This is a genomic window from Hymenobacter actinosclerus (assembly GCF_900111515.1).
Lineage (GTDB): Bacteria > Bacteroidota > Bacteroidia > Cytophagales > Hymenobacteraceae > Hymenobacter > Hymenobacter actinosclerus.
Window position 1 is genome coordinate 237,124 of the sequence record NZ_FOHS01000002.1, and the last position, 19,675, is coordinate 256,798.

Annotated in this window: 18 protein-coding genes; 9 read left to right on the forward strand and 9 right to left on the reverse strand. The window is 63.6% G+C overall.

The window, feature by feature from the left end:
• Nucleotides 1–146: 146 nt before the first annotated feature.
• A complete protein-coding gene (locus BMY67_RS07405; RefSeq protein ID WP_092770045.1) occupies nt 147–1,304 on the forward strand; it encodes a redoxin domain-containing protein in 1,158 nt (385 codons plus the stop codon).
• Nucleotides 1,305–1,999: 695 nt separating this feature from the next.
• Here the strand turns inward: BMY67_RS07405 and BMY67_RS19305 are convergent.
• From BMY67_RS19305 to BMY67_RS07425, 3 genes are all read right to left on the reverse strand, one after another.
• Nucleotides 2,000–2,938, reverse strand: coding sequence for a hypothetical protein (locus BMY67_RS19305; RefSeq protein ID WP_177189740.1), 939 nt, complete (start codon nt 2,936–2,938; stop codon nt 2,000–2,002).
• Nucleotides 2,939–3,147: 209 nt separating this feature from the next.
• The gene (locus tag BMY67_RS07420; protein ID WP_092770049.1) at nt 3,148–3,702 is read right to left on the reverse strand and encodes an acyl-CoA thioesterase; all 555 of its coding nucleotides are present in this window, start codon (nt 3,700–3,702) and stop codon (nt 3,148–3,150) included.
• Between the two features lie 154 nt (nt 3,703–3,856).
• On the reverse strand, nt 3,857–4,513 hold the full coding sequence (locus BMY67_RS07425; protein ID WP_092770051.1) for a protein-L-isoaspartate(D-aspartate) O-methyltransferase: 657 nt from the start codon (nt 4,511–4,513) through the stop codon (nt 3,857–3,859).
• 187 nt (nt 4,514–4,700) lie between these two features.
• Here BMY67_RS07425 and BMY67_RS07430 point away from each other — a divergent pair, with 187 nt between their 5' ends.
• The 4 genes from BMY67_RS07430 (at nt 4,701) to BMY67_RS07445 (ending at nt 8,464) form a co-directional block, all read left to right on the forward strand.
• Nucleotides 4,701–6,122, forward strand: a complete 1,422-nt coding sequence (locus tag BMY67_RS07430) for a sugar transferase (RefSeq protein WP_245744945.1) — start codon at nt 4,701–4,703, stop codon at nt 6,120–6,122.
• Nucleotides 6,123–6,240: 118 nt separating this feature from the next.
• Complete coding sequence (locus tag BMY67_RS07435; RefSeq protein WP_092770055.1) at nt 6,241–6,627, forward strand: GxxExxY protein; 387 nt, start codon at nt 6,241–6,243, stop codon at nt 6,625–6,627.
• A 109-nt stretch (nt 6,628–6,736) separates the two neighbouring features.
• The gene (locus BMY67_RS07440; protein ID WP_092770057.1) at nt 6,737–7,327 is read left to right on the forward strand and encodes a riboflavin synthase; all 591 of its coding nucleotides are present in this window, start codon (nt 6,737–6,739) and stop codon (nt 7,325–7,327) included.
• 81 nt (nt 7,328–7,408) lie between these two features.
• Entirely contained in the window at nt 7,409–8,464 is a 1,056-nt protein-coding gene (locus tag BMY67_RS07445) for a serine hydrolase domain-containing protein (RefSeq protein WP_092770059.1), read from the forward strand.
• Between the two features lie 12 nt (nt 8,465–8,476).
• Here BMY67_RS07445 and BMY67_RS07450 read toward each other — a convergent pair whose 3' ends face one another.
• Nucleotides 8,477–9,040: a flavodoxin family protein gene (locus BMY67_RS07450; protein ID WP_092770061.1), complete on the reverse strand. Its 564-nt coding sequence runs from the start codon at nt 9,038–9,040 to the stop codon at nt 8,477–8,479.
• A gap of 175 nt (nt 9,041–9,215) precedes the next feature.
• Between BMY67_RS07450 and BMY67_RS07455 the strand changes: the two genes are divergently transcribed.
• Nucleotides 9,216–9,806, forward strand: a complete 591-nt coding sequence (locus BMY67_RS07455) for a hypothetical protein (protein WP_143069731.1) — start codon at nt 9,216–9,218, stop codon at nt 9,804–9,806.
• 133 nt (nt 9,807–9,939) lie between these two features.
• Entirely contained in the window at nt 9,940–10,140 is a 201-nt protein-coding gene (locus BMY67_RS07460; RefSeq protein ID WP_092770065.1) for a hypothetical protein, read from the forward strand.
• Between the two features lie 90 nt (nt 10,141–10,230).
• Here BMY67_RS07460 and BMY67_RS07465 read toward each other — a convergent pair whose 3' ends face one another.
• On the reverse strand, nt 10,231–10,821 hold the full coding sequence (locus BMY67_RS07465) for a phosphatase PAP2 family protein (protein WP_143069732.1): 591 nt from the start codon (nt 10,819–10,821) through the stop codon (nt 10,231–10,233).
• Nucleotides 10,818–11,828, reverse strand: a complete 1,011-nt coding sequence (gene hemF, locus BMY67_RS07470) for an oxygen-dependent coproporphyrinogen oxidase (RefSeq protein WP_092770069.1) — start codon at nt 11,826–11,828, stop codon at nt 10,818–10,820. Before hemF ends, BMY67_RS07465 begins: the two co-directional genes overlap by 4 nt.
• 216 nt (nt 11,829–12,044) lie before the next feature.
• Here hemF and BMY67_RS07475 point away from each other — a divergent pair, with 216 nt between their 5' ends.
• Nucleotides 12,045–13,184, forward strand: a complete 1,140-nt coding sequence (locus BMY67_RS07475) for an MBL fold metallo-hydrolase (protein ID WP_092770071.1) — start codon at nt 12,045–12,047, stop codon at nt 13,182–13,184.
• 181 nt (nt 13,185–13,365) lie between these two features.
• Here BMY67_RS07475 and BMY67_RS07480 read toward each other — a convergent pair whose 3' ends face one another.
• The gene (locus tag BMY67_RS07480) at nt 13,366–13,902 is read right to left on the reverse strand and encodes a GNAT family N-acetyltransferase (RefSeq protein ID WP_092770073.1); all 537 of its coding nucleotides are present in this window, start codon (nt 13,900–13,902) and stop codon (nt 13,366–13,368) included.
• A gap of 77 nt (nt 13,903–13,979) precedes the next feature.
• Nucleotides 13,980–14,588, reverse strand: coding sequence for a DUF1877 family protein (locus tag BMY67_RS07485; RefSeq protein WP_092770075.1), 609 nt, complete (start codon nt 14,586–14,588; stop codon nt 13,980–13,982).
• Between the two features lie 134 nt (nt 14,589–14,722).
• Here BMY67_RS07485 and BMY67_RS07490 point away from each other — a divergent pair, with 134 nt between their 5' ends.
• Entirely contained in the window at nt 14,723–16,903 is a 2,181-nt protein-coding gene (locus tag BMY67_RS07490; protein WP_092770077.1) for an alpha-ketoacid dehydrogenase subunit alpha/beta, read from the forward strand.
• A gap of 159 nt (nt 16,904–17,062) precedes the next feature.
• On the opposite strand, the gene tamL is transcribed toward BMY67_RS07490, so the two are convergent.
• On the reverse strand, nt 17,063–19,675 hold the full coding sequence (gene tamL / locus BMY67_RS07495; RefSeq protein ID WP_092770079.1) for a translocation and assembly module lipoprotein TamL: 2,613 nt from the start codon (nt 19,673–19,675) through the stop codon (nt 17,063–17,065).

Consider the following 19,675-nt stretch of genomic DNA (forward strand, 5'->3'; position numbering starts at 1 on the left):
GGAACCCCTGCCAAGCGGCAATGGTTGGACTGCCGACCAGGCAGGTTGATTCGTTTTCAAGTGAAATCGGCAACTTGCACCCTGTTTCCGGGTTCTTGCCCCGTACGCCGGCCTGCTTTCGGGCTGGTTCGCTTTCTGCCTAACCAATGAACATGAAGAGCCTGCTCTATTTTGGTGCCCTGCTGGGCATGACCAACGCCTGCAACAAAAACACAACGCCCACCACCAATGGCACCGATGCCAGCGGCTACGAGCTCAGCGGCCAGCTCCAGAATGCCCCGGCCGGCACCAAGGTGTACCTGGCCGAGCTGGGCGACACCCAGTTTGTGTCGCGCGATACAGCTACCGTAGATGAGAAGGGCCAGTTTGTACTGAAGGGGCCACTGACCGAAGCCGGCCTCTACCAGGTGAAAACCACCGACCAGAACCAGGCCCTGGTGGTGCTGGCGCCCGGCCAGCGCGTGCAGCTCGCCGCCGACGCCCAGCAGCTGCCCGCCACCTACACCGTGCAGGGCTCGCCCGATTCGGAGCTGCTGCGTCAGATAAACAAAGCCTCCGAAGCCAACCAGCGCGAGCTGCAGCAGGCCATGCCGCGGCTGGAGCAGCGCTACAGCGCCGCCGCCCAGGCCGGCCGCACCGACTCGATGCAGGCCATTCAGGCGCGAGCCGAAGCGTTGCAGCGCCGCGGCCAGCAGCAGATGCTGCAGCTGGTGCGCCAGAATCCGGGCTCCATCGTGTCGGGTTTCGTGGTGGCCAACGTGCTCAACCCCGACGAGAACTTCGCCCTGGCCGACTCAGTGGCCACGGCCCTGAAAGCCTCGGCCCCCAACTCGCGCTACACCAAGTCGCTGGTTACCCGCCTCGATGGGCTGCGCACGACGACTGAGGGGGCCACGGCCCCCGAAATCAATCTGCCCACACCGCAGGGCGCGCCGCTGGCCCTCACCAGCCTGCGTGGCAAGTACGTGCTGGTTGACTTCTGGGCCAGCTGGTGCGGGCCGTGCCGCCGCGAGAACCCCAACGTGGTGCGGGCCTACAACAAGTATAAGAACATGGGCCCCGGCTTCGAAATCTACGGGGTGTCGTTCGACCAGGACCGGGCCAAGTGGCTTAAGGCCATCGAGGCCGACGGGCTGGTGTGGAAGCAGGTCTCGGACCTGAAGGGCTGGGAGTCGGCCGCCGGCCAGACCTACGGCATCAAGGCTATTCCCTTCTCCATCCTGCTCGACCCTCAGGGCCGCATCGTGGGCAAAAACCTGCGCGGCGCCGAGCTGGATGCCAAACTGGCCTCGGTGCTGAAGTAGAAGAAGCAAGCCCACAACAGAAACGGCCAGTCGCATAAGCGGCTGGCCGTTTCTGTTGTGGGCTTGGCTCGATAATGAAACGCCCGATAGCAGCACTAGCTAGGCCTCATGGACGGATGAGAACCGGCAGTGGGGGCGGCGGAGCTATGCGGTTTAGGCCATGAAAATCGTTGAAAGCCACCTGCCTATCTATATGCACAATCTCTTGATCCTGCACATCAATGCGCCAACATCTAAAATGAGGGTGCCACATTTTGTCCTCGTTGGCTAAAGCAACTTCCCTTATCAGATGGTGATAGGTGGTGTCGCCACCTGAGGCTACTGTTTCTAAGCCGGTTAACACAAAGATGATTTCGCCGTCAACTTTCCAAGCCGTCAGAGGAAATGCTTTGATCTTCCCGCCAGAATTGTATTCGTCCAGCAGATGGATGGAAACTTATCCCGCAATAGTATCCGACCTGATGAATGCCACATGAATTTTAGGGTAATCGTTGAGCGTATCGGCGGCCAGAAACTGCTGTAATATTGAATACAACTCTGGCGAGGGAGTAACGGGGGGAGCGACTGAGGCGGCCGGGGTAGTGCCGCAAGAGAGCAGCAGCGGCATCAGCCACCCCGCTACTAAATGAGCAGCTCTGATTTTCATTGGTTGCGCTTTGGCTACGTAGGCAGGTTCATAAATCAATTTACGAATCCTACACCCCAAACATGCGCTGCACCGATTGCCAGAGCTTCTTTTTGCGGCCGGCGTCGTATTCGAGCATCTCAATTTCGCTGGCCCCGAGGAAGGCCGTGTCGCCGTAGAGTAGCACCGGCTCGTAGGGCTGGGTGGTGTACACGGCCACGTCGAGCAGGTTTTTGCCGAAGGCCAGAAACTGCCGGGCCGTCAGGTGTTGGCGCAGGCTGCACAGGGCCACCGGGTAGGAGTCGTGCTCCACGTTCACCAGCACCACATCCTCCATAATCAGGCGCAGGGCCTTGAGCAGGTTGTTGAGGAACACGTTGCGCGGCAGCTTGCGGAACTGCGCCTCGGGCAGCCGCACCAGAATAACCAGGCCGCCGAAATTGCTGCCCAGCGTGGAAAACGGGATGTGTGCCACCGGCGACTGTGTGGGCGTGGGCTGCACCCGGCCCGTCTGCGAAGGCGGCGCCGCCGGAGCCGCCGGCAACGGAGCCAGCGTGAGCGTTACGGCCGAATGGCCCACCGCGGCGGGCACCGGAGCCGCGGCCAGGGCCACAGGCGCTGCCGCTACTACCGGCGCCGGAGCGGGTGGTGCTGGCACGGGCGGAGTGTGTTCTGGCAGAGCCGCTGCCGGAGCCGCGGCAACCGGGATGACGGCCGGCGGCATGGGTGGGAGTGGAGCCGGCACGGGCCGGGCCGCAACTACCTGAGCAGCTGCAACGGGCGGCGCGGGCGCAGTGGGCGGCGCGGGCGCAGTGGGCGGCGCGGGCGCAGTGGGCGGCGCGGGCGCAACAGGCGGCGCAACTGAAACGGGCGGCGCAACCGAAACCGGGGGCGCTTCAGCGGCTGCCGTGGCAACTGCCGGGGGCGTGGTGGCCGGCTCCGACACTACGTAGAGCGAGGCTTCGGTGTAGAAATTCTGAAAAAAGGCGAGCGTGGCGGCGTTGTCCATGCGAAAGAGCAGCGTGAGGGCGCAGGGGCAATTTACGCATTCCCCGGCGCCGATAAAAAGACTTCAGCCCGCGAAACCAAAGGATTTCGCGGGCTGAAGCTGACTTACTTCGGCAACGGACCAGGCGGGATGCTTCGACAGGCGGACCGCAGCTGAAGCATCATGTTCCTTCTGCTAACCGCTAACCGCTAACCAGCAGCCGCCAACCGCTAACCTGCAGCCGTGTCGTCCTCGGCGGCCTGGGCTACGAGGTCGAATAGGGCCTTGAGCTCGGTGGCTTCCTGCGGGGCCATGCGGCCGCCCAGCACCAAGCGTAGCTGGCGGCGGCGCAGGGCCCCCTTAAACCACTCGTGCTCGGCTTCGGTTTCGGGCACCGCATCGGGCACGTCAATCGGGCGGCCCGACTGGTCGACGGCGACGAAGGTGAAGAAGGCTTCGTTGGACTTTACCTTGGTGCCGCTCGGAATGTCTTCGGCCCACACCTCGATGTGCACCTCCATGCTGGAGCTGAACGAGCGCGTCACCTGCGCTTCGAGCGTAATCACGCTACCCAGCTTGATGCCCTCGCGGAAGGACACATTATCGACCGACGCTGTAACGACGATGCGGTTGGAGTGGCGCTGGGCCGAAATGGCGGCAGCCACGTCCATCAGGTGCATCATGCGGCCGCCCATCAGGTTGTTGAGCGTGTTGGTGTCGTTGGGCAGCACCAGCTCGGTCATGCGCACGAAGGAGTCTTTAACGGGCTTGGGTTTGCGGGTCATCGGGGAAAGTTGGATTCGACTTAAGAGGGCGTAAAGGTAAGCGAGCGAGCGGTGAGGTGGTGAGTTTGATGCTCTGGAGGCCTGATTGTGCAAATAGCGCCTTTAGGCTACTCGAACATCAAACTCACCATTTCACCATTTCTCCATCTCACCGCTAGCCCCAGCCGGCTTTGCCCAGCAGCGGCACGAATCGGAACTCTTCCAGCTCCTGGCGCGAAAACTCGTCGTTGCTTTCGCGCACCACGCGCACCATGCGCTGGCGCTCGGCATCGCCGACCGGAATAACCAGCGCCCCGCCCACGCGCAGCTGCTGCAGCAGCGGCCGGGGCAGGGTGGGCGAGCCGGCCGTTACCAGAATCTTATCGAAGGGCGCGTGCTGGGGCAGGCCCAGCGAGCCGTCGCCGCAGAACAGCTGGGGCGGCTGGGGCAGCCCGGCCAGGTGGCGGGCCGTGCGCTCGAACAGCACCGGGTTGTACTCGATGCTGAACACGTGGGGCGTGAGCTGCAGCAGCACGCTGCACTGGTAGCCCGAACCGGTTCCTATTTCCAGTACCTTGTCGTGGGGGGCGATGCGCAGCAGCTCGGTCTGGTAGGCCACCGTGTAGGGCTGCGAGATGGTCTGGCCCTCGCCAATGGGAAACGCCTTGTCGTGGTAGGCATGGGGCTGGAACGCGGCGGCAAAGAACAGGTGGCGCGGCACGGCCCCGATGGCGGCCAGCACCCGCTCGTCGCGGATGCCTTTGCGGCGCAGCTCCTCCACCAGCGTGCGGCGCTGGCCCCGGTGGCGGTACGTGTCGGCGGCGTGGTGCATAGGAGGCGGCAGGGGAGAGGTGGCGGGCGCGGGTACCGGAGCGGGCTGACGGGTATTGCCTACCTTTACGCCGCTCCTCAACAACCGGCCCGGCAGCGGGGTCGGGGCAGGCGGAAGCGTAAAATTAGGCCTTCCGGGCCAGAACAATCAGCTTTGCCGCCAGTCGAACCGCTTACCTGCTTCGCTCTTGATTCGTACTCTGCAAAAAATGAAGCTGATAGGTGCCGACTTCGTGGCGGCGCTGTTGGCGTGGATGTGCTTTTTTCTGGTTCGCAAGTACCTGTTGCGCGAAATCAGCCCCGATGCCGACTACCATTTCGCCGCCGATGCCGCCTTCCTGGCGGGCGCGGCCCTGATGATTGCCGCCTTCTGGACGGGCCTGTACGCGCTGATGGGCGAGTACAACGACATTTTCCGCAAGTCGCGGCTGGCCGAGCTCATCCGGCTGGCCCGCGTGTCGGTGCTGGGGGCCGTGCTCATCTTCTTTGTGCTGCTGCTCGACGACCAGGGCGTGCAGAACTACCGCAGCTACTACAAAACCATTTCGGCCTACTTCCTGCTGCACTTTGCCATTACGGCCGTGCTGCGCCTCTGGGCCGTGCATAGCGTGCAGCGGCTGGTACGCGGGGGCGTTATCAGCTTTAATACGCTGCTGGTGGGCTCGGGCGCGCTGGCCCGCGACACGGCCCGCGACCTGGGCCGCACCGGCCGCCACCTGGGCCTGCGGCTGGTAGGTTTCACGCCGCTGGGCCCAAACGTCTGCCCCGAGCTGGCCACCGAGCTGCCCGAACTGGGCTCGTACCGCCGCCTGCCCGAGCTGGTGAGTGAGCGGAACATCGAGCAGATTGTGATTGCCATTGAGCCCGGCGAGCACCGCATCATCGAAGAAATCCTGACCCTGCTCGACGGCACATCCGCCCGCGTCAGCATCCTGCCCGACCTCTACCAGATTCTGCTGGGCTCGGTGAAAGTGAGCCACGTGTTCGGCACGCCGCTCATCGACATCAAGCAGGATCTGCTGCCGCTGTGGCAGCGGGTGGCCAAGCGCCTGATTGATGTGGTGGGTTCGGTGCTGTTTCTGCTGCTGGCCTGGCCGGTGTACGCTTTTACGGCCCTCATGGTCCGGCTCTCGTCGCCGGGCCCGGTATTCTACTCCCAGGAGCGCATCGGGCGCAACGCCGTGCCGTTCCGCATCTACAAGTTCCGCTCGATGTTCGTCGACGCCGAGAAGCAGGGCCCGGCCCTCTCCTCCGACCACGACCCGCGCATAACGCGCTGGGGCCGCTTTATGCGCAAGGTGCGCCTCGACGAGCTCCCTCAGTTCTGGAACGTCATCAAGGGCGACATGAGCATCGTGGGCCCGCGCCCCGAGCGCCGCTTCTTCATCGACCAGATTGTGGTGCTCGCGCCCCATTACCGCCACCTGCACCGCGTCCGGCCCGGTCTCACCAGCCTCGGGCAGGTGAAGTACGGCTACGCCGAAACCGTCGAGCAAATGGTCGAGCGCCTCAAATTCGACATCCTCTACATCGAAAACATGAGCCTGGCCATGGACTTCCGGGTGCTGCTCTACACGCTCAAAATCATCATCGAGGGCCGCGGTAAATAAATCACAGATGATGCAGATGAAGCCGCAGATGACGCAGATTCGTTCTGGATTTTGGATAAATTGGATTCGTTCTGCTGGTAGATTGGTTGTGTCAGATAAGTGATTTGACTTACTTGATATGGAGGAATACAAGCACAAGGAGCTGACCGGGAATATTATTGGGGCAGCTATGCGTGTGCATACGCAATTGGGGCTGGGCTTTCCGGAGGTGGTGTATCAGCGCTGTCTGGCCATTGAACTGCGGGAAAGTGGTTTGACTTTCGAGCGGGAACTGGAATTGCCGCTGATTTACCGCGGCGAACATGTTGGGAGCCGGCGGGTTGACTTTTTAGTGGAAAATACGGTATTGGTTAAGCTGAAAGCTCTAAGCGAAATTACCACCCTGCACCACGCTCAGGTTTTGAACTACCTGCACGCTTATCAACTTGAAACAGCGCTGCTGCTAAACTTCGGTGAGCACCGCCTTACGCATAAACGCTTCGTCAATACTCCGCGCGCCACTTAAAGGACAACTTCTTTAGCGCGTATTTCCTGCTCATCAGAACAAATCCTTTTCATCTCAACTCAGAACGAATCTGCGCTATCCGCGGCTTCATCTGCATCATCTGCGATTAATGTTCACTGGCATCATCGAAACTTTAGGCGCTATTACTGCCGTGCGCCGCGAGGGCACCAACATCCACTTTACGGTTGAGTCCGACTTCGCCTCGGAGCTGAAAATCGACCAGAGCGTGGCCCACGACGGCGTTTGCCTGACGGTAGTGGCGGTTGACGGCATGGCCGGCACCCACGTCGTTACGGCCATCGACGAGACGCTGCAAAAGACCAACCTCAGCACCTGGGTACCCGGCCGCCGCGTAAATCTGGAGCGCTGCCTGGCCGCCAACGGCCGCTTCGACGGCCACATCGTGCAGGGCCACGTAGATTTGACGGCCACCTGCGAGTCGGTGGAAGACCAGAACGGCTCCTGGCTCTACCGCTTCCGCCACGAAGCCGGCCCCGGCCGCGTAACGGTCGAAAAGGGCTCCATCTGCATCAACGGCACCAGCCTCACCTGCTTCAACAGCACCGACGACGGCTTCTCGGTGGCCATCATTCCCTACACCTACGAGCACACCACCTTCCAGCACCTGCAACCCGGCGACCGGGTGAACCTGGAGTTCGACATCGTGGGCAAGTACGTGGCCAGGCTGCTCGGAAAGTAAGGGCGCTTCGCTGGTAAGCAGGGGCTAAGCAGGGTTTTGCAACTCTGGGAATGTGCGGGAACATCGTACATTTCCGGCCCTATGCGCTACCTGCTGCTCCTGCCCTTTGTACTGTTGCTAACCCGGTCCGCCGCCGCCCAAACCCGCCTCGATTCGGTGCTGACGGCTGAGTACCAAGCCGGCCATTTCAACGGCGCGGTGCTGGCTATAACAAACGGCCGGGTGGTGGCTCGCGTCAATAGAGGCTACGCCAACTTGCAGTTTGCCGTGCCGATTACCGACAGCACCCGGTTCCCGATTGCGTCGATGACCAAGACGTTCACGGCCCTGCTAACGCTGCAATTACAAGAGCAGGGCCGGCTGAAACTGACGGATAAAGCGGCGGCCTATCTGCCCGAGCTGCCCGCCAACTGCCAGAACGTTACGCTGCTGGACTTGCTGACGCACTATTCGGGCCTGAAAAACGAGCCCGTGCAGGCCTACGCCGCCCGGCTGACCACCCTGGAATTCGTGCGGGCCTACGTGGTGCGGGATGAAACCAAAACCGCCCCCGGCTTCAACTACAACAACGTCGATTACATCCTGCTGACCCGGGTGCTGGAAGCCGTGAGCGGCCGGCCGTACCCGGCGCTGCTGCAAGCGCTTATTCTGACGCCGCTGGGCCTGAAAAATACGGGCGTGCTGACCGACCAGCGCATCATCGCCAACCTGGCCTACGGCTACCACAACTACTCTTTTGGGGAGAATAGTAAGCAGGAACCGTTGAAAAACGATAACCGGGAGCTGGCCAACTACGCCGGCGCGGGGGCCGTGTACTCCACGGCGGCCGACCTGGGCAAGCTCGTGGAAGCCCTGCGCACCCACCGGCTGCTGCGGCCCCAAACCACGGCCCAGCTGCTCATCAAGCCCCAGCAGCCCGCCTACCTCGACTATGCCCGGGGCCGCCCCAGCATCGGCTTCTACGTCAACAACCGCACCTTCGCGCAACCGGTGCTGGAGCGCCGCGGCAGCATCGAGGGCTTCAACTCGGCGCTGCTCGTCAGCCCCGATTTCCGCACGACCCTCATCATGCTCTGCAACACCGATACCGGCGACCTGGAGAAAATCGGCGACGCGCTGTATCCGCTGCTGAAGTAGCGCCGCAAGCTTTTAGGCATGCTTTATCGCGGGAGTGAAAAACCGCGTGGCCGCCTGCCACGCCGCCGCGTCCTGGCGCACGTCGCCGGGGCGCGAGCCGTTGCCGTAGAGGCCGCCCCCCCAGCGCATGCCCATGTAGGCGGCCGTGAGTTGCAGCGCATCCTGGAGCGGCCGGGCCTCGGCGGCCGGGCCGCTGCCGGCCACCACCGACCACAGCGCTTTACCCCGCATCAGGGCCCGGAAATCCAGGCCGGGCAGGCGCAGCCAGGCGCTCCAGTAATCGAGGTAGTGCTTGGCGGGCGTGGAGAGGGCGTACCAGTAGAGCGGCGACACCAGCACCAAATCGGTAGCGGCCAGGGTGGCGTCGAGCAGGGTTTTTTCGGGGCCGGCGGTGGGAGCGGAGTAGCCTTGGTCGTGGCGTAAATCCGCGAAGGGGGGCAGGGGGTAATCGGGCAGAAACCGCCACTGCTGCTCCACCGAAGCGGGCAGGAATCCGGCGGCGTGGCGGGCCAGCAATTCGCTGTTGCCGGCGCGGCGGGTGCTGCCCAGCAGGAAGAGGAAGCGGCGTTCAGGCATAGTTGCGCGGTGGTAGATTTAGGCAGATATTTAGCGCCTGCTTCCAAGGTAGTTGAATCGCAAATTCCTGCTCAACTTACTACCGCTCAACATTCCGCCACTCATGCGAAAACCGGCAACAACTCTCCTGTTACTCTGGGCCGTCGGGTTCAGCGCCTGTCAATCAGAAGATACGTTGCCCGCTGAGGGAGTAACGGCACCTACTATCAGCAGGTCGTTTGAAAAGCCCGCCCCGACCCCCGTACCGGCCGATACAGCCACCCCGCGCCCGGTCCCAAACCCCGCCATTGAGGCGGAGCAGATAACCTACAAAATGCTGGTGTTTTTCGGGCTGCCTTCCGAGCAGATTACTGTGTCGCAGCTCACGCGGCAGCTGGGCCAGCCCGACAGCGTAGCGCGGGGGGCCGTGGAGTGCGGCAGCCAGCTAAGCGACGATCTGCCGCTACCCGGCGATATGTGGTACTACGGCGGCACCCAGTATGAGGTAGCGGGTAACCAGGCGGCGCTGGGGGCAATGGATGTGCGCAATGGCCGGTTCAGCGGCAAGCTGGGAAAACTGGTGCTGAACCAGCACACTACGCTTCAGGATGTGGCGCGGGTATTTCCAAATGCGGTCCGTAGTGTCAGACCAGCCGCCATGTCGGCCGCCTTACAGGAAATTTCCTTTACCTACCTGATGGGCAACGGCGAAACAGCAGATGGGACGCTAAACCTGATTTTTGACCGCGGAAAACTAATTCTTGTCGAGCATTGGTTTCCGTGCTGAATCCGAAACCGGAAGTGCTGTGGTGATTGCAACAGTCTGATTCAATGCAATGTAGCGTGACGTGCGGAACGCAGGCAGTCAACTCCAGGCTTGGCTCTGCCGTACAAGAAACTGCACCAATACTCTCTCTACCATGTCGAAACGCGAACTAATCGAGCCCAACGAAGGCGACAAGCGCTACATCCGCCGCGACGAAGACGGCAAAATCAAGACCTCAGTCGACCTTAACCGCTCCCTTTCCCAGGACGACCGCCACAACTCCAAGTACACCAGCCAGCCCGGCCACGGCGACGAGGGCGACGGCCACACTGGTAACCGCCAGCCCGCCGAGTAAGTACGGCCCGCAGAATCTGAGATTGAAAAGGCCGCTGATGAAACCATCAGCGGCCTTTTCAGGTAGCGGCCTCTGCCTGGCAAGCGTAAATCAGGCGGCTTCGGCGGCCGTTTCCAGGGGCCACCAGCGGGCGGCCAGCCGTTTATAAGCGGTGGCGCAGGCCCAGGCCGTGAGCGAGCCCAGCAGGGCCCCGGCCAGGATGTCGGTGGGGTAGTGGGCGGCCAGGTACATGCGGCTGTAGCACACCACGGCGGCCCAAAGGAACAGCAGCCACTTGGCCACCCGGTAGCGCCGGGGCAGCACCAGGGCAATAAACACGGCCAGGGCAAAGGCATTGGCCGCGTGCGACGACAGAAAGCCGAACTGCCCGCCGCAGCCATTGGCCAGGTTAAGCGCGGCCGACAGGTCGGGGTCGTGGCAGGGGCGCAGGCGGGCGAAGTAGGGCTTGAAGAAGCGGCTGGAAATGACATCGGCCAGGGCGACGCTGGCGCCCAGCAGCGGCAGCAGCAGCAGGGCGCGGCGGCCGTAGAGGTAGCCCAGCACTATCAGCAGCACGAAATAGGCCGGAAACCACACGAAGCGCTCCGTAAAAAACACCATCCACTTATCGAGGGCGGGCGAGCGGTGGGAGTTGGCCGCCACCAGCAGCCAGCGGTCCAGGGCCTGCAACTGCGCTATCACTGGGCGGCAGTTTCAGCAGTGGTAAGGTCGGTTGTCGGACCCTGGGTTTCGGTGGCGTTCAGCCAGTCGAGGCCGGGGCGCAGCCACTGCTGGGTGGCGGCTTCGGCCGAGCCGGCGGCGGGCTGCAAATTGTAGTGCCACTCGGCCTGGGGCGGCAGACTCATGAGGATGCTTTCGGTGCGGCCCCCGGTTTCGAGGCCGAAGCGGGTGCCGCGGTCGATGGCCAGGTTGAACTCGGCGTAGCGGCCGCGGCGCACCAGCTGCCACTTTTTCTGGGCCTCGGTGTTGTTTTGGCCGGCGTTCTGGCGCAGCAGGGCGCAGTAGCTGCGGCCGTACACCTCGCCCACGGCCCGCACGAAGGCAAACAGGTGCTCGGCATCGGCCTCCTGGCCCACAATAAGCCGGTCGAAGAAGATACCGCCCACGCCGCGGGTTTCCTGGCGGTGGGGCAGGTAGAAGTACTCGTCGGCCCACTTTTTAAAGCGGGCATAGTAGCCGGCGCCGTGCTGGCGGCAGACCTGGGCAATCTGCTCGTGAAACCAGCGGGCCTGGGCCACATCCACGTAAATGGGCGTCAGATCGAGCCCGCCGCCAAACCAGGCCTCGCCGTTGCCGGCCTCGAAGTAGCGCACGTTCATGTGCGAAATGGGCGCCAGCGGGCTACCGGGGTGCTGCACCACGCTTACGCCGGTGGCGAAGTAGTCGGGCGAGGGCATGAGCAGCTGCCGGGCGGCGGCCTCGCTCATGCGGCCCTCCACGGCCGAGAAGTTTACGCCGCCTTTCTCGATGAGGGTGCCTTCGGTGAGCACCCGCGAGCGGCCGCCGCCGCCGCTGTGGTGAAGCCAGGCATCTTCGCGGAAGCGGCCGGTGCCGTCGGTGGCTTCGAGCTGCTGGCAGAGCCAGTCCTGAAACAGGCGCATCCAGGCCTCCACGGTGTCGCGGAAGCGGGGCAGGCCGGTGGGCGGGGTGGGAAAGGGCGAGGGGGCGGAAGCGGGCAAATCGGGCATTATGGCAAAGGTAAAACTTTCCGTTGGCCGGCTGCTTTATTGGAGTTAAGCAAGAACAGGGGAAAGACGTATTAGTTGACGTTTCCTCGGCGCTGCTGTTGGTGCTTATGGGTGCCGATCAACGACGAGACGTCAGCTAGTGCGTCTCTCGCCCGCTCCCCAGCCTGATTACACAACGTACAGTACACGGTACGATTCTTATTTGCCCCGAACCTGATGCCCAAATCCCGCCATCTCACCCGTAAAATAACATTAAGCCTGCTGGCCGCGCTGCTACTGGCTGGTGTGGCTTTCGCGGGGCTGAGCCCGCAGCTTGGCGGCACGCCCACCAAAGCCGAAAAGGCCGGCTACGCCCGCAGCGGCCATTATAAGGATGGCAAGTTCTACTACCCCTGGCTACCCACCGAACTCACCACGGGCCGCGGCATGGCGAGCGTGCTGTGGGAGTTTCTGTTCAACAAAACGCCCGGCCGCAAGCCGCCCGGCCCGCTGCCCATGCAGCTGCTCGATTCGCTGCGCCTCGTGGGCAAAGCGCCCGAGTTGCTGCGCGTAACGTGGTTCGGCCACTCGGCCAGCCTGCTCGAAATCGGGGGGCAGAATGTGCTGTTCGACCCTATGCTGGGCCAGGATATGGGGCCCGTATCGTGGGCCACGCCCAAGCGTTACAACCCCCGCGTGCCCATCTATGCCGCGCAGCTGCCGCCCATCACGGCCGTGCTCATCTCCCACGACCACTACGACCACCTCGATTACGAAACCATCCGCCAGCTGCGCCACAAAACCCGCCTGTTCATTGTGCCGCTGGGCGTAGCGGCCCACCTGCGGGCCTGGGGCGTCGATACGGCCCGCATCCGCGAGCTGGACTGGAACGACTCGGTGCGGGTGGCGGGCCTGACCATCGTGAGCACCCCGGCGCGGCACTTTTCGGGCCGCGGGCTCACCAACCGCAACACCACGTCGTTCAGCTCCTGGGTGGTGAAATCGGCCACCCGGCGCGCCTTTTATAGCGGCGACGGTGGCTACGGCCCGCACTTTGCCGCCATCGGCCGCCAGCACGGCCCCTTCGATCTGGGGCTGATGGAATGCGGGCAGTACGACCCACACTGGGCCGACATCCACATGCGGCCCGAACAAAGCGTGCAGGCCGCCCGCGACGTGCGCGCCGCCGTGATGCTGCCCGTGCACTGGGGCGCCTTCACCGAGGCCAACCACCCCTGGAACGAGCCGCCCCGCCGCGCCACCGCCGAAGCCGCCCGCCTGGGCCAACCCATTACCACGCCCGAGTTGGGGCAATCGGTGACGTTCGACGGCCGCCCGCTGCCGCAGCAAAGGTGGTGGGAGGCAGTGAATGAGTGACTTGGTGAATGAGTGAACCCACCTGTCATCCTGAGCATGTGGCCCATCAAGCCAGCGACGAAGGACCTTACTACGTTGGAGCAAGTCGTTATTACGGTCGTTCCAAGGTGATAAGGTCCTTCGTCGCTGGCTTGATGCGCCACATGCTCAGGATGACAGGTGGGTTCACTCATTCACCAAGTCACTCATTCACCACTTTCCGCAGCACCAGCAGTACCAGTGGCTCGGCCAGGAGTGGTACACCGAAGCGGGTATCGGTGGGGAAGGCCACGGTTTCAGAAGTGCGCGCATAACCCAGCCGCTCGTACCAGGCTAGTAGCTCGTGGCGCACGGAAATAACGGTCATGCGCACGGCGTGGCAGCCCAGGGCGCGGGCGTGGCTTTCGGCGGCCTGCACCAGCTGCCGGCCGATGCCGCCGGCCTGCTGGGTGGGCTCGACCGAGAGCATGCCCAAATACAGTTCGGGGCCCTGCTGCTGTAGAAACACGCTGCCCACCAATTCGTCATCCGTAGTGCGGTGGGCCAGCAGAAACTGCGCGCCGGGCTTTTCGAGCTGCTCGCGCAGGTCCGCTTCATCGGTGCGCTGGCCGGCGAGCAGCGCGGCTTCGGTAGTCCAGCCCTGTTGCGAGGTTTCGCCCCGGTAGGCCCGGTTGACGAGGCGGTTAAGGGCTGGCAGGTCGGCGGGGGTGGCTTGGGAGAATAGGAGGGTAGGGCTCAAGGCGAGATGGAAAATGGGTGAGATAGTCTGAAGTTCTCTGGGGTTGCTGCAACAAAGCGGTCGGCAAAGCGCAGGGCTCACACCAACTCAATTAGCATAAACGCCTCCGCCGCCTGTGCTGCCCCAAAAAAGGCCCGCAAGGCCGCGTATTCTTCTTCCAGGTAAGGCAGGTGCTCCGGGCGGGTCAGCTTATAGACGCCCTGTTCAGACAGCCGCTCGTAGTCGTAATGCCCCAGCAGGTCGGCAAATTTTGCCTGCCTCAGGATATGGTCAATGCCCTGAACTTGCGCGGGCCGCAAATAGTGGAAATACGCGTGCTGCCCGTTGGTATCAAGTGGAGTGCCGCTGTAAAAAACATAGTTGCCCAACTGGCGCGGCTGCCCGCGGGCTTGCAGCCAGGCAGCCAGCAAGTGGTCTAGTGTCGCGTAGCCCCGCGAGTAGCTGTAAAACTCGGGCGGCTCGGGCAGTGGCAGCGGCCGTAATTGCTCGGCATCGGCCAGCAGCTCTAGTAGCAGGGCTTCCGGGGTGCCGTTGGAGCTCCGGCGAATCATCACCAAGTGCTGTCGCAACTTGTCCGGCTCCAGAATCTTGTCAAATTCGGCGGCGTATTCGGCGCGGGCGCGGGCTTTGTCGAGGGCAAACCGGGCGGCAGCCGGCAGGGCAGTTAGGGTGAGGTCGAGAGCCATGCGGGAGAAGGCTTGCAAGCGGGTAAAGAACGAATGTACGCGGCTTGCCGGGACCAGCCAGACTTCGGAGTGGCCTGCCTACCATCCCCCTGCTTCCCCGTGCGTACCTTTGTGCCAGCACCCATCCTCCGCCCATGACCACCGCAACTGCTCCCACCCCGGAAACCGACTTTGCCACCACCCAGGCCCCCCAACCCGACCTGCTGCGCCGCGCCTACCGCCTCATGCGCACCGGCGACGAGCTGGCCCGCCTCTACGAGGAAAACAAGGCCGTGACGGCCAAGTACGTACACGCCACGGCCCGGGGCCACGAGGCCATTCAGCTGGCCGCCGCCACCTGCCTGGGCCCCCACGACTACGCCGCACCCTACTACCGCGACGACGCCATGCTGCTCGGCATCGGCATGCAGCCCTACGAGCTCATGCTCCAGCTCATGGCCAAGCGCGACGACCCGTTTTCGGGCGGCCGCACCTACTACTCGCACCCTTCGCTGCGCCGGGCCGGTTTCCCCACGATTCCGCACCAGAGCTCAGCCACCGGCATGCAGGCCATTCCGGCCACCGGCGTGGCCCAGGGCATCAAGTACCTGGAAAGCCAGCAGGTGGGGATGTTGCAGGCCGACCCGCGCGACTTCTACGAAAGCGGCCAGTCGGCACCCGGCCTGTACGGCGCGGTGCCGGCCAATGAGCACAGTGCCAACCCGCTGGTAATTTGCTCGATTGGCGACGGGGCCATGACCGAAGGCGAGGTGAGCGAGGCGCTGCAAATGGCCGCGCTGCACCAGCTGCCCATCCTCTTTCTGGTGCAGGACAACGACTGGGGCATTTCGGCCACCGGCCGGGAGATGCGCACGATGACCGCCTACGAGTTTGCCGCCGGTTTCAAGGGCCTGCACCGTTTGCAGACTGACGGGGCCGATTTCCTGGCCAGCTACGCCACCATGCAGGAGGCTGCCGCCCACGTACGGGCCCGCCGCGGGCCGGTATTGGTGCATGCCAAGTGCCCGCTGCTGGGCCACCATACCAGCGGCGTGCGCCGCGAGTGGTACCGCGGCGACGACCTGGCCCAGCATACCCTGAACGACCCGCTGCCCCGTTTCCATGAGCAGTTGCTGGCTTTGGGCTTCGCCGAAGACGAGTTGCAGCAGTTGGCCGACGAGGCCCGCGCCACCGTGCAGGCCGACTACGAGCGCGCCCTGACCGCTGCAAACCCCGACCCGGCTACCTTCGCCGACCACGAGTTTGCCCCGCCGGCCGTAACCCAGGAAACCGGCGAGCGGGCCCCGGCCGGCGCCGAAAAGGCCCTGATGGTAGATGCCGCCCTGCACGCCGTCGACGACATTCTGCGCGAGTTCCCGGAGGCCCTGTTCTACGGTCAGGACGTGGGCGGCGAGCTGGGCGGCGTGTTCCGCGAGGCCGCCCTGCTGGCTAAAAAGTACGGCGACGCCCGGGTGTTCAATACGCCCATTCAGGAAGCCTATATTATTGGCAGCACGGCCGGCATGAGCGCCGTGGGAGCCAAGCCCATCGTCGAAATTCAGTTTGCCGACTACATCTGGCCCGGCCTCAACCAGCTGGTGGAGGAGCTCAGTAAGTCGTGCTACCTGAGCAACGGGCAGTTTCCGGTGCAGAGCCTGATTCGGGTGCCCATCGGGGCCTACGGCGGGGGCGGGCCCTACCACTCGGGCTCTATTGAAAGCACGCTGCTCACCATCCGGGGCATTAAAGTGGTGTACCCCAGCAACGCGGCCGACATGAAGGGCCTGCTGCGCGCCGCCTTCCTCGACCCCAACCCCGTGGTGCTGCTCGAACACAAGGGCCTGTACTGGAGCAAGGTTCCCGGTACCGAGGAGGCCAAAACCACCGAGCCGGCCGCTGGCTACGTTATCCCACTGGGCAAGGCCAACGTCTTCCAGCAGTCCGATGCGCAGAAGCTCGCCAACGGCGAAACCTGCGTGGTCGTCACCTACGGCATGGGGGTGCACTGGGCCCGCACGGCCAGCCGGCAGTTCCCCGGCCAGGTCGAAATCCTGGACCTGCGCACCCTCAACCCCCTCGACTGGGACGCCGTGCAGGCGGCAGTGCGCCGCCATGGCAAAGCTCTGGTGCTGACGGAGGAGCCACTCATGAACTCCTTCGCCGAGAGCCTGGCCGGCCGCATCCAGCGCCACTGCTTCCGGCAACTCGACGCGCCGGTGTTCACGCTCGGCGCCGCCAACCTGCCCGCCATTGCCCTCAACGTGGAGCTGGAACGCCAGATGCTGCCCAACCCCGACAAAGTAGCCACCACCCTGGCCGAGTTGCTAGGATATTAGGTGAGTTGGTGAAATAGTGAGCTGGTGGGTTTGACATGCTGAGGTCCTGATGGCGCCGGCGCCACAAAGCCAGCCCTGACGTCTGCCACAACGTCTGTCACAGCGCTGAGCATAGAAAAGCCCGTCATCCTAAAGCAGGATGACGGGCTTTTTGGCCGTTTAGAACGGATACCCGATGCCCAGATTAAAGGCCGTTTGGTCTTCGCGGAAGCTGAAGTTGCGGATGGCCCACTTGCTGCCGGGGGCGGCGGGGTCGTACACCTTGGTGGCTATGTCGAGGCGCATAATCAGGAAGCTTAAATCGAAGCGGAAGCCGAAGCCCGAGCCCACCGCAAACTGCCGGTAAAACTGGTTGAACCGGAACTGCGCCCCCGGCCGCGGGTCGGAGCGGAGCGTCCAGACGTTGCCGAAATCGGTGAATACGGCGCCCTTGATGAAGTTGTAAAGCGGGAAGCGGTACTCAATGTTGCCTTCGAGCAGCAACTCGCCGGGCTGTTCGAGGTTGTAGTCGCGCACCCGCCGGCCATCTATAATCAGCGGCTGGGTGGGGTCTTTGGGGTCGAATTTATACTGGGTAAACGAGCCCGCGCCCAGCCGGCGCGGCTTCCAGGCCCGTACGCTGGAACTGCCGCCCGAGAACAGGTATTTGTCGTACGGAATCAGGAAGGACGTGCTGGTGCTCTGGCTGCCGTCGCGGCCAATGGTGGTTAGCTTGGTCGGGGTCAGGGCCGCCACGGCGCCCCCGGCCAGCCGGTACACCAGGTACGAGTCGGAGGTGAGCTTGTAGTAGCGGCGGTAATCGGCCGTGAGCTTGGCAAAGTCGTAGACTTTGAGGTCGCTCTTGCGCAGGTCGCGGGTATCGGTGAGCAGCGGCTGCTTCTGAAACAGGCCCCGGCTCAGGCCGCCCACTTCGGCAAACAGCCGCAGGTAGCGCGCGTCGCGGGTTTCGTTGAAGTCGTTGGAGTTGTAGAGCGAAGTGGCGTTGATGCTGGGGATGAACAGGTTATCGAAGCTGCGGAATAGCGGCGAGCCGTTGCGGATAAGCAGGTTCTGCAAAATGGAATCGAACCGGGCGCTGACGTTGGCCGTGCGGATAATGCTCAGGTCGATGGGCGTGAGCACGTACTGGTGGAAGGCCGAGCGCTGCCAGATGTAGTCGAACGTGCCCTCGGCATTGGTGCGGGTGTAGTCGGGCCGGTTTACATAGGTGTAGGAGGCATTGATGCGGGTGCGCGGGTTGTACTCGCCCAGCCGCGGCCCCATCCGCCAGGGCACCAGAAACCGCGGCAACACCAGGTTGACGTTGGCCCCGAGCTGGGTGGTCAGTTCGTGGGGCAGCGCTTTCTGGTCGCTTCCCTGCGTACCCGTAATGTCGTACTGGCCTTCAAAACCAGCCCGCACGCCGAATTCCAGGATTTCGGCCCCGCCAAACACGTTGCGGATTTTCAGGCGTACGTTGCCGAAAGGACCCACTTCCTGGGCCACGTAGGTGCCGCCGAATTCGGTGGTTTCCTGAAATTTCTTGGCCGGCGCGGCACTGACGGTGGCGTCGAGCAGGCCCTGGGCCGAGTCGGCGGGGGCCTCCGGGCCGCGCACCCGCCGGTAGGTGATGGTGGTAAAGCGGAACATGTCCAGGCTGCTGAGTTGCCGCTGCGTGCGCTGGGTTTTGAGGAGACTGTAGGGCTCGTTGGGCCGCAGCGCCAGCTTGCGGTCGAGGGCGCGGGGGCTGATGCGGTGGCGGTAGGCCAGGTAGTTCACCGAGTCGCGCACGAGCGTGTCGCGGGTACGGCCGAAGCGCACAATACCCGCGTCGCTGACGAAATCGACGTGGCGCAGCGTGTAGCGCTTGTGCTCACCGCGGGCCGGGTCGGCCACGAGCGTGCGCAGGCGCACGGTGGTGGGCCGGAAGCTGGTATCGGCCTCGAAGGTGATGTACTGCTGGCGGAAATCGTAGTAGCCCTGGTTTTTGAGCAGCGTTTCCAGCCGCCCGCGCTCGGCCCCGATTACCTCCTCGTCGTACTGGTCGCCCACCCGCAGCAGGCTCTGGGGCCGGGCCGCCCGCACCCGCCGGGCCACCAGCGAGTCGGCCACCTCATCATCGAGCTGCGAGTAGTGGAAAGCCGGCCCCTCCTGCACGTGGTAGGTAACCGTAACGCGCTGCGAGTCGGCGGTGTAGGGCGACTGCAGGGCCAGCAGCCGTAGCGGTGTAAACCGGCGCGTGGGCACGGTATCGGTAACGGTAACCGAGCTGCGGAAAAAACCCTTCGATTTCAGATAAACGCTCAGCTGCTGCACCGAGGCAGCCGTGAGCGAGGAATCGTAGACTACGGGCGGCTCGCCCAGGCGCATGATGGCGTTGCCTTTGTCGAGGGCCAGCTGGTAGCGGCGCTCCTTCTGCTCGCGCTTGCGCAGCAGCCGGCCCACCTGGGCCGAGTCGGTGCCGGCCTCGGCAATCTGGCGGGCGTAGCGGGCCTGGGTGTCGGCCAGCTTGCCGGCAATGCGCTCGGGGTTGTAAAACGAGCGGCCAAACTGGTAGATGGTTACCTTTGGCAGCGGGAAGGTGCTGTTGGGCTGCTGCTGCACCAGGGCCGCCAGCCGCTCGGGGTCGGCCTTCTCGGTGCCCTGGATGTCCACGTCGTCCAGCAGGCGCTGGCCGGGCTTCAGCAGCCGCAGCGGCGAACAGCCTACCAGTCCGCCGCCGGCCAGCAGCAGGCCCGCCAGGGCCAGCCGCCGCAGCCGGGGCAGTTTATTCAGCGTAAAATTTCGCCCCAA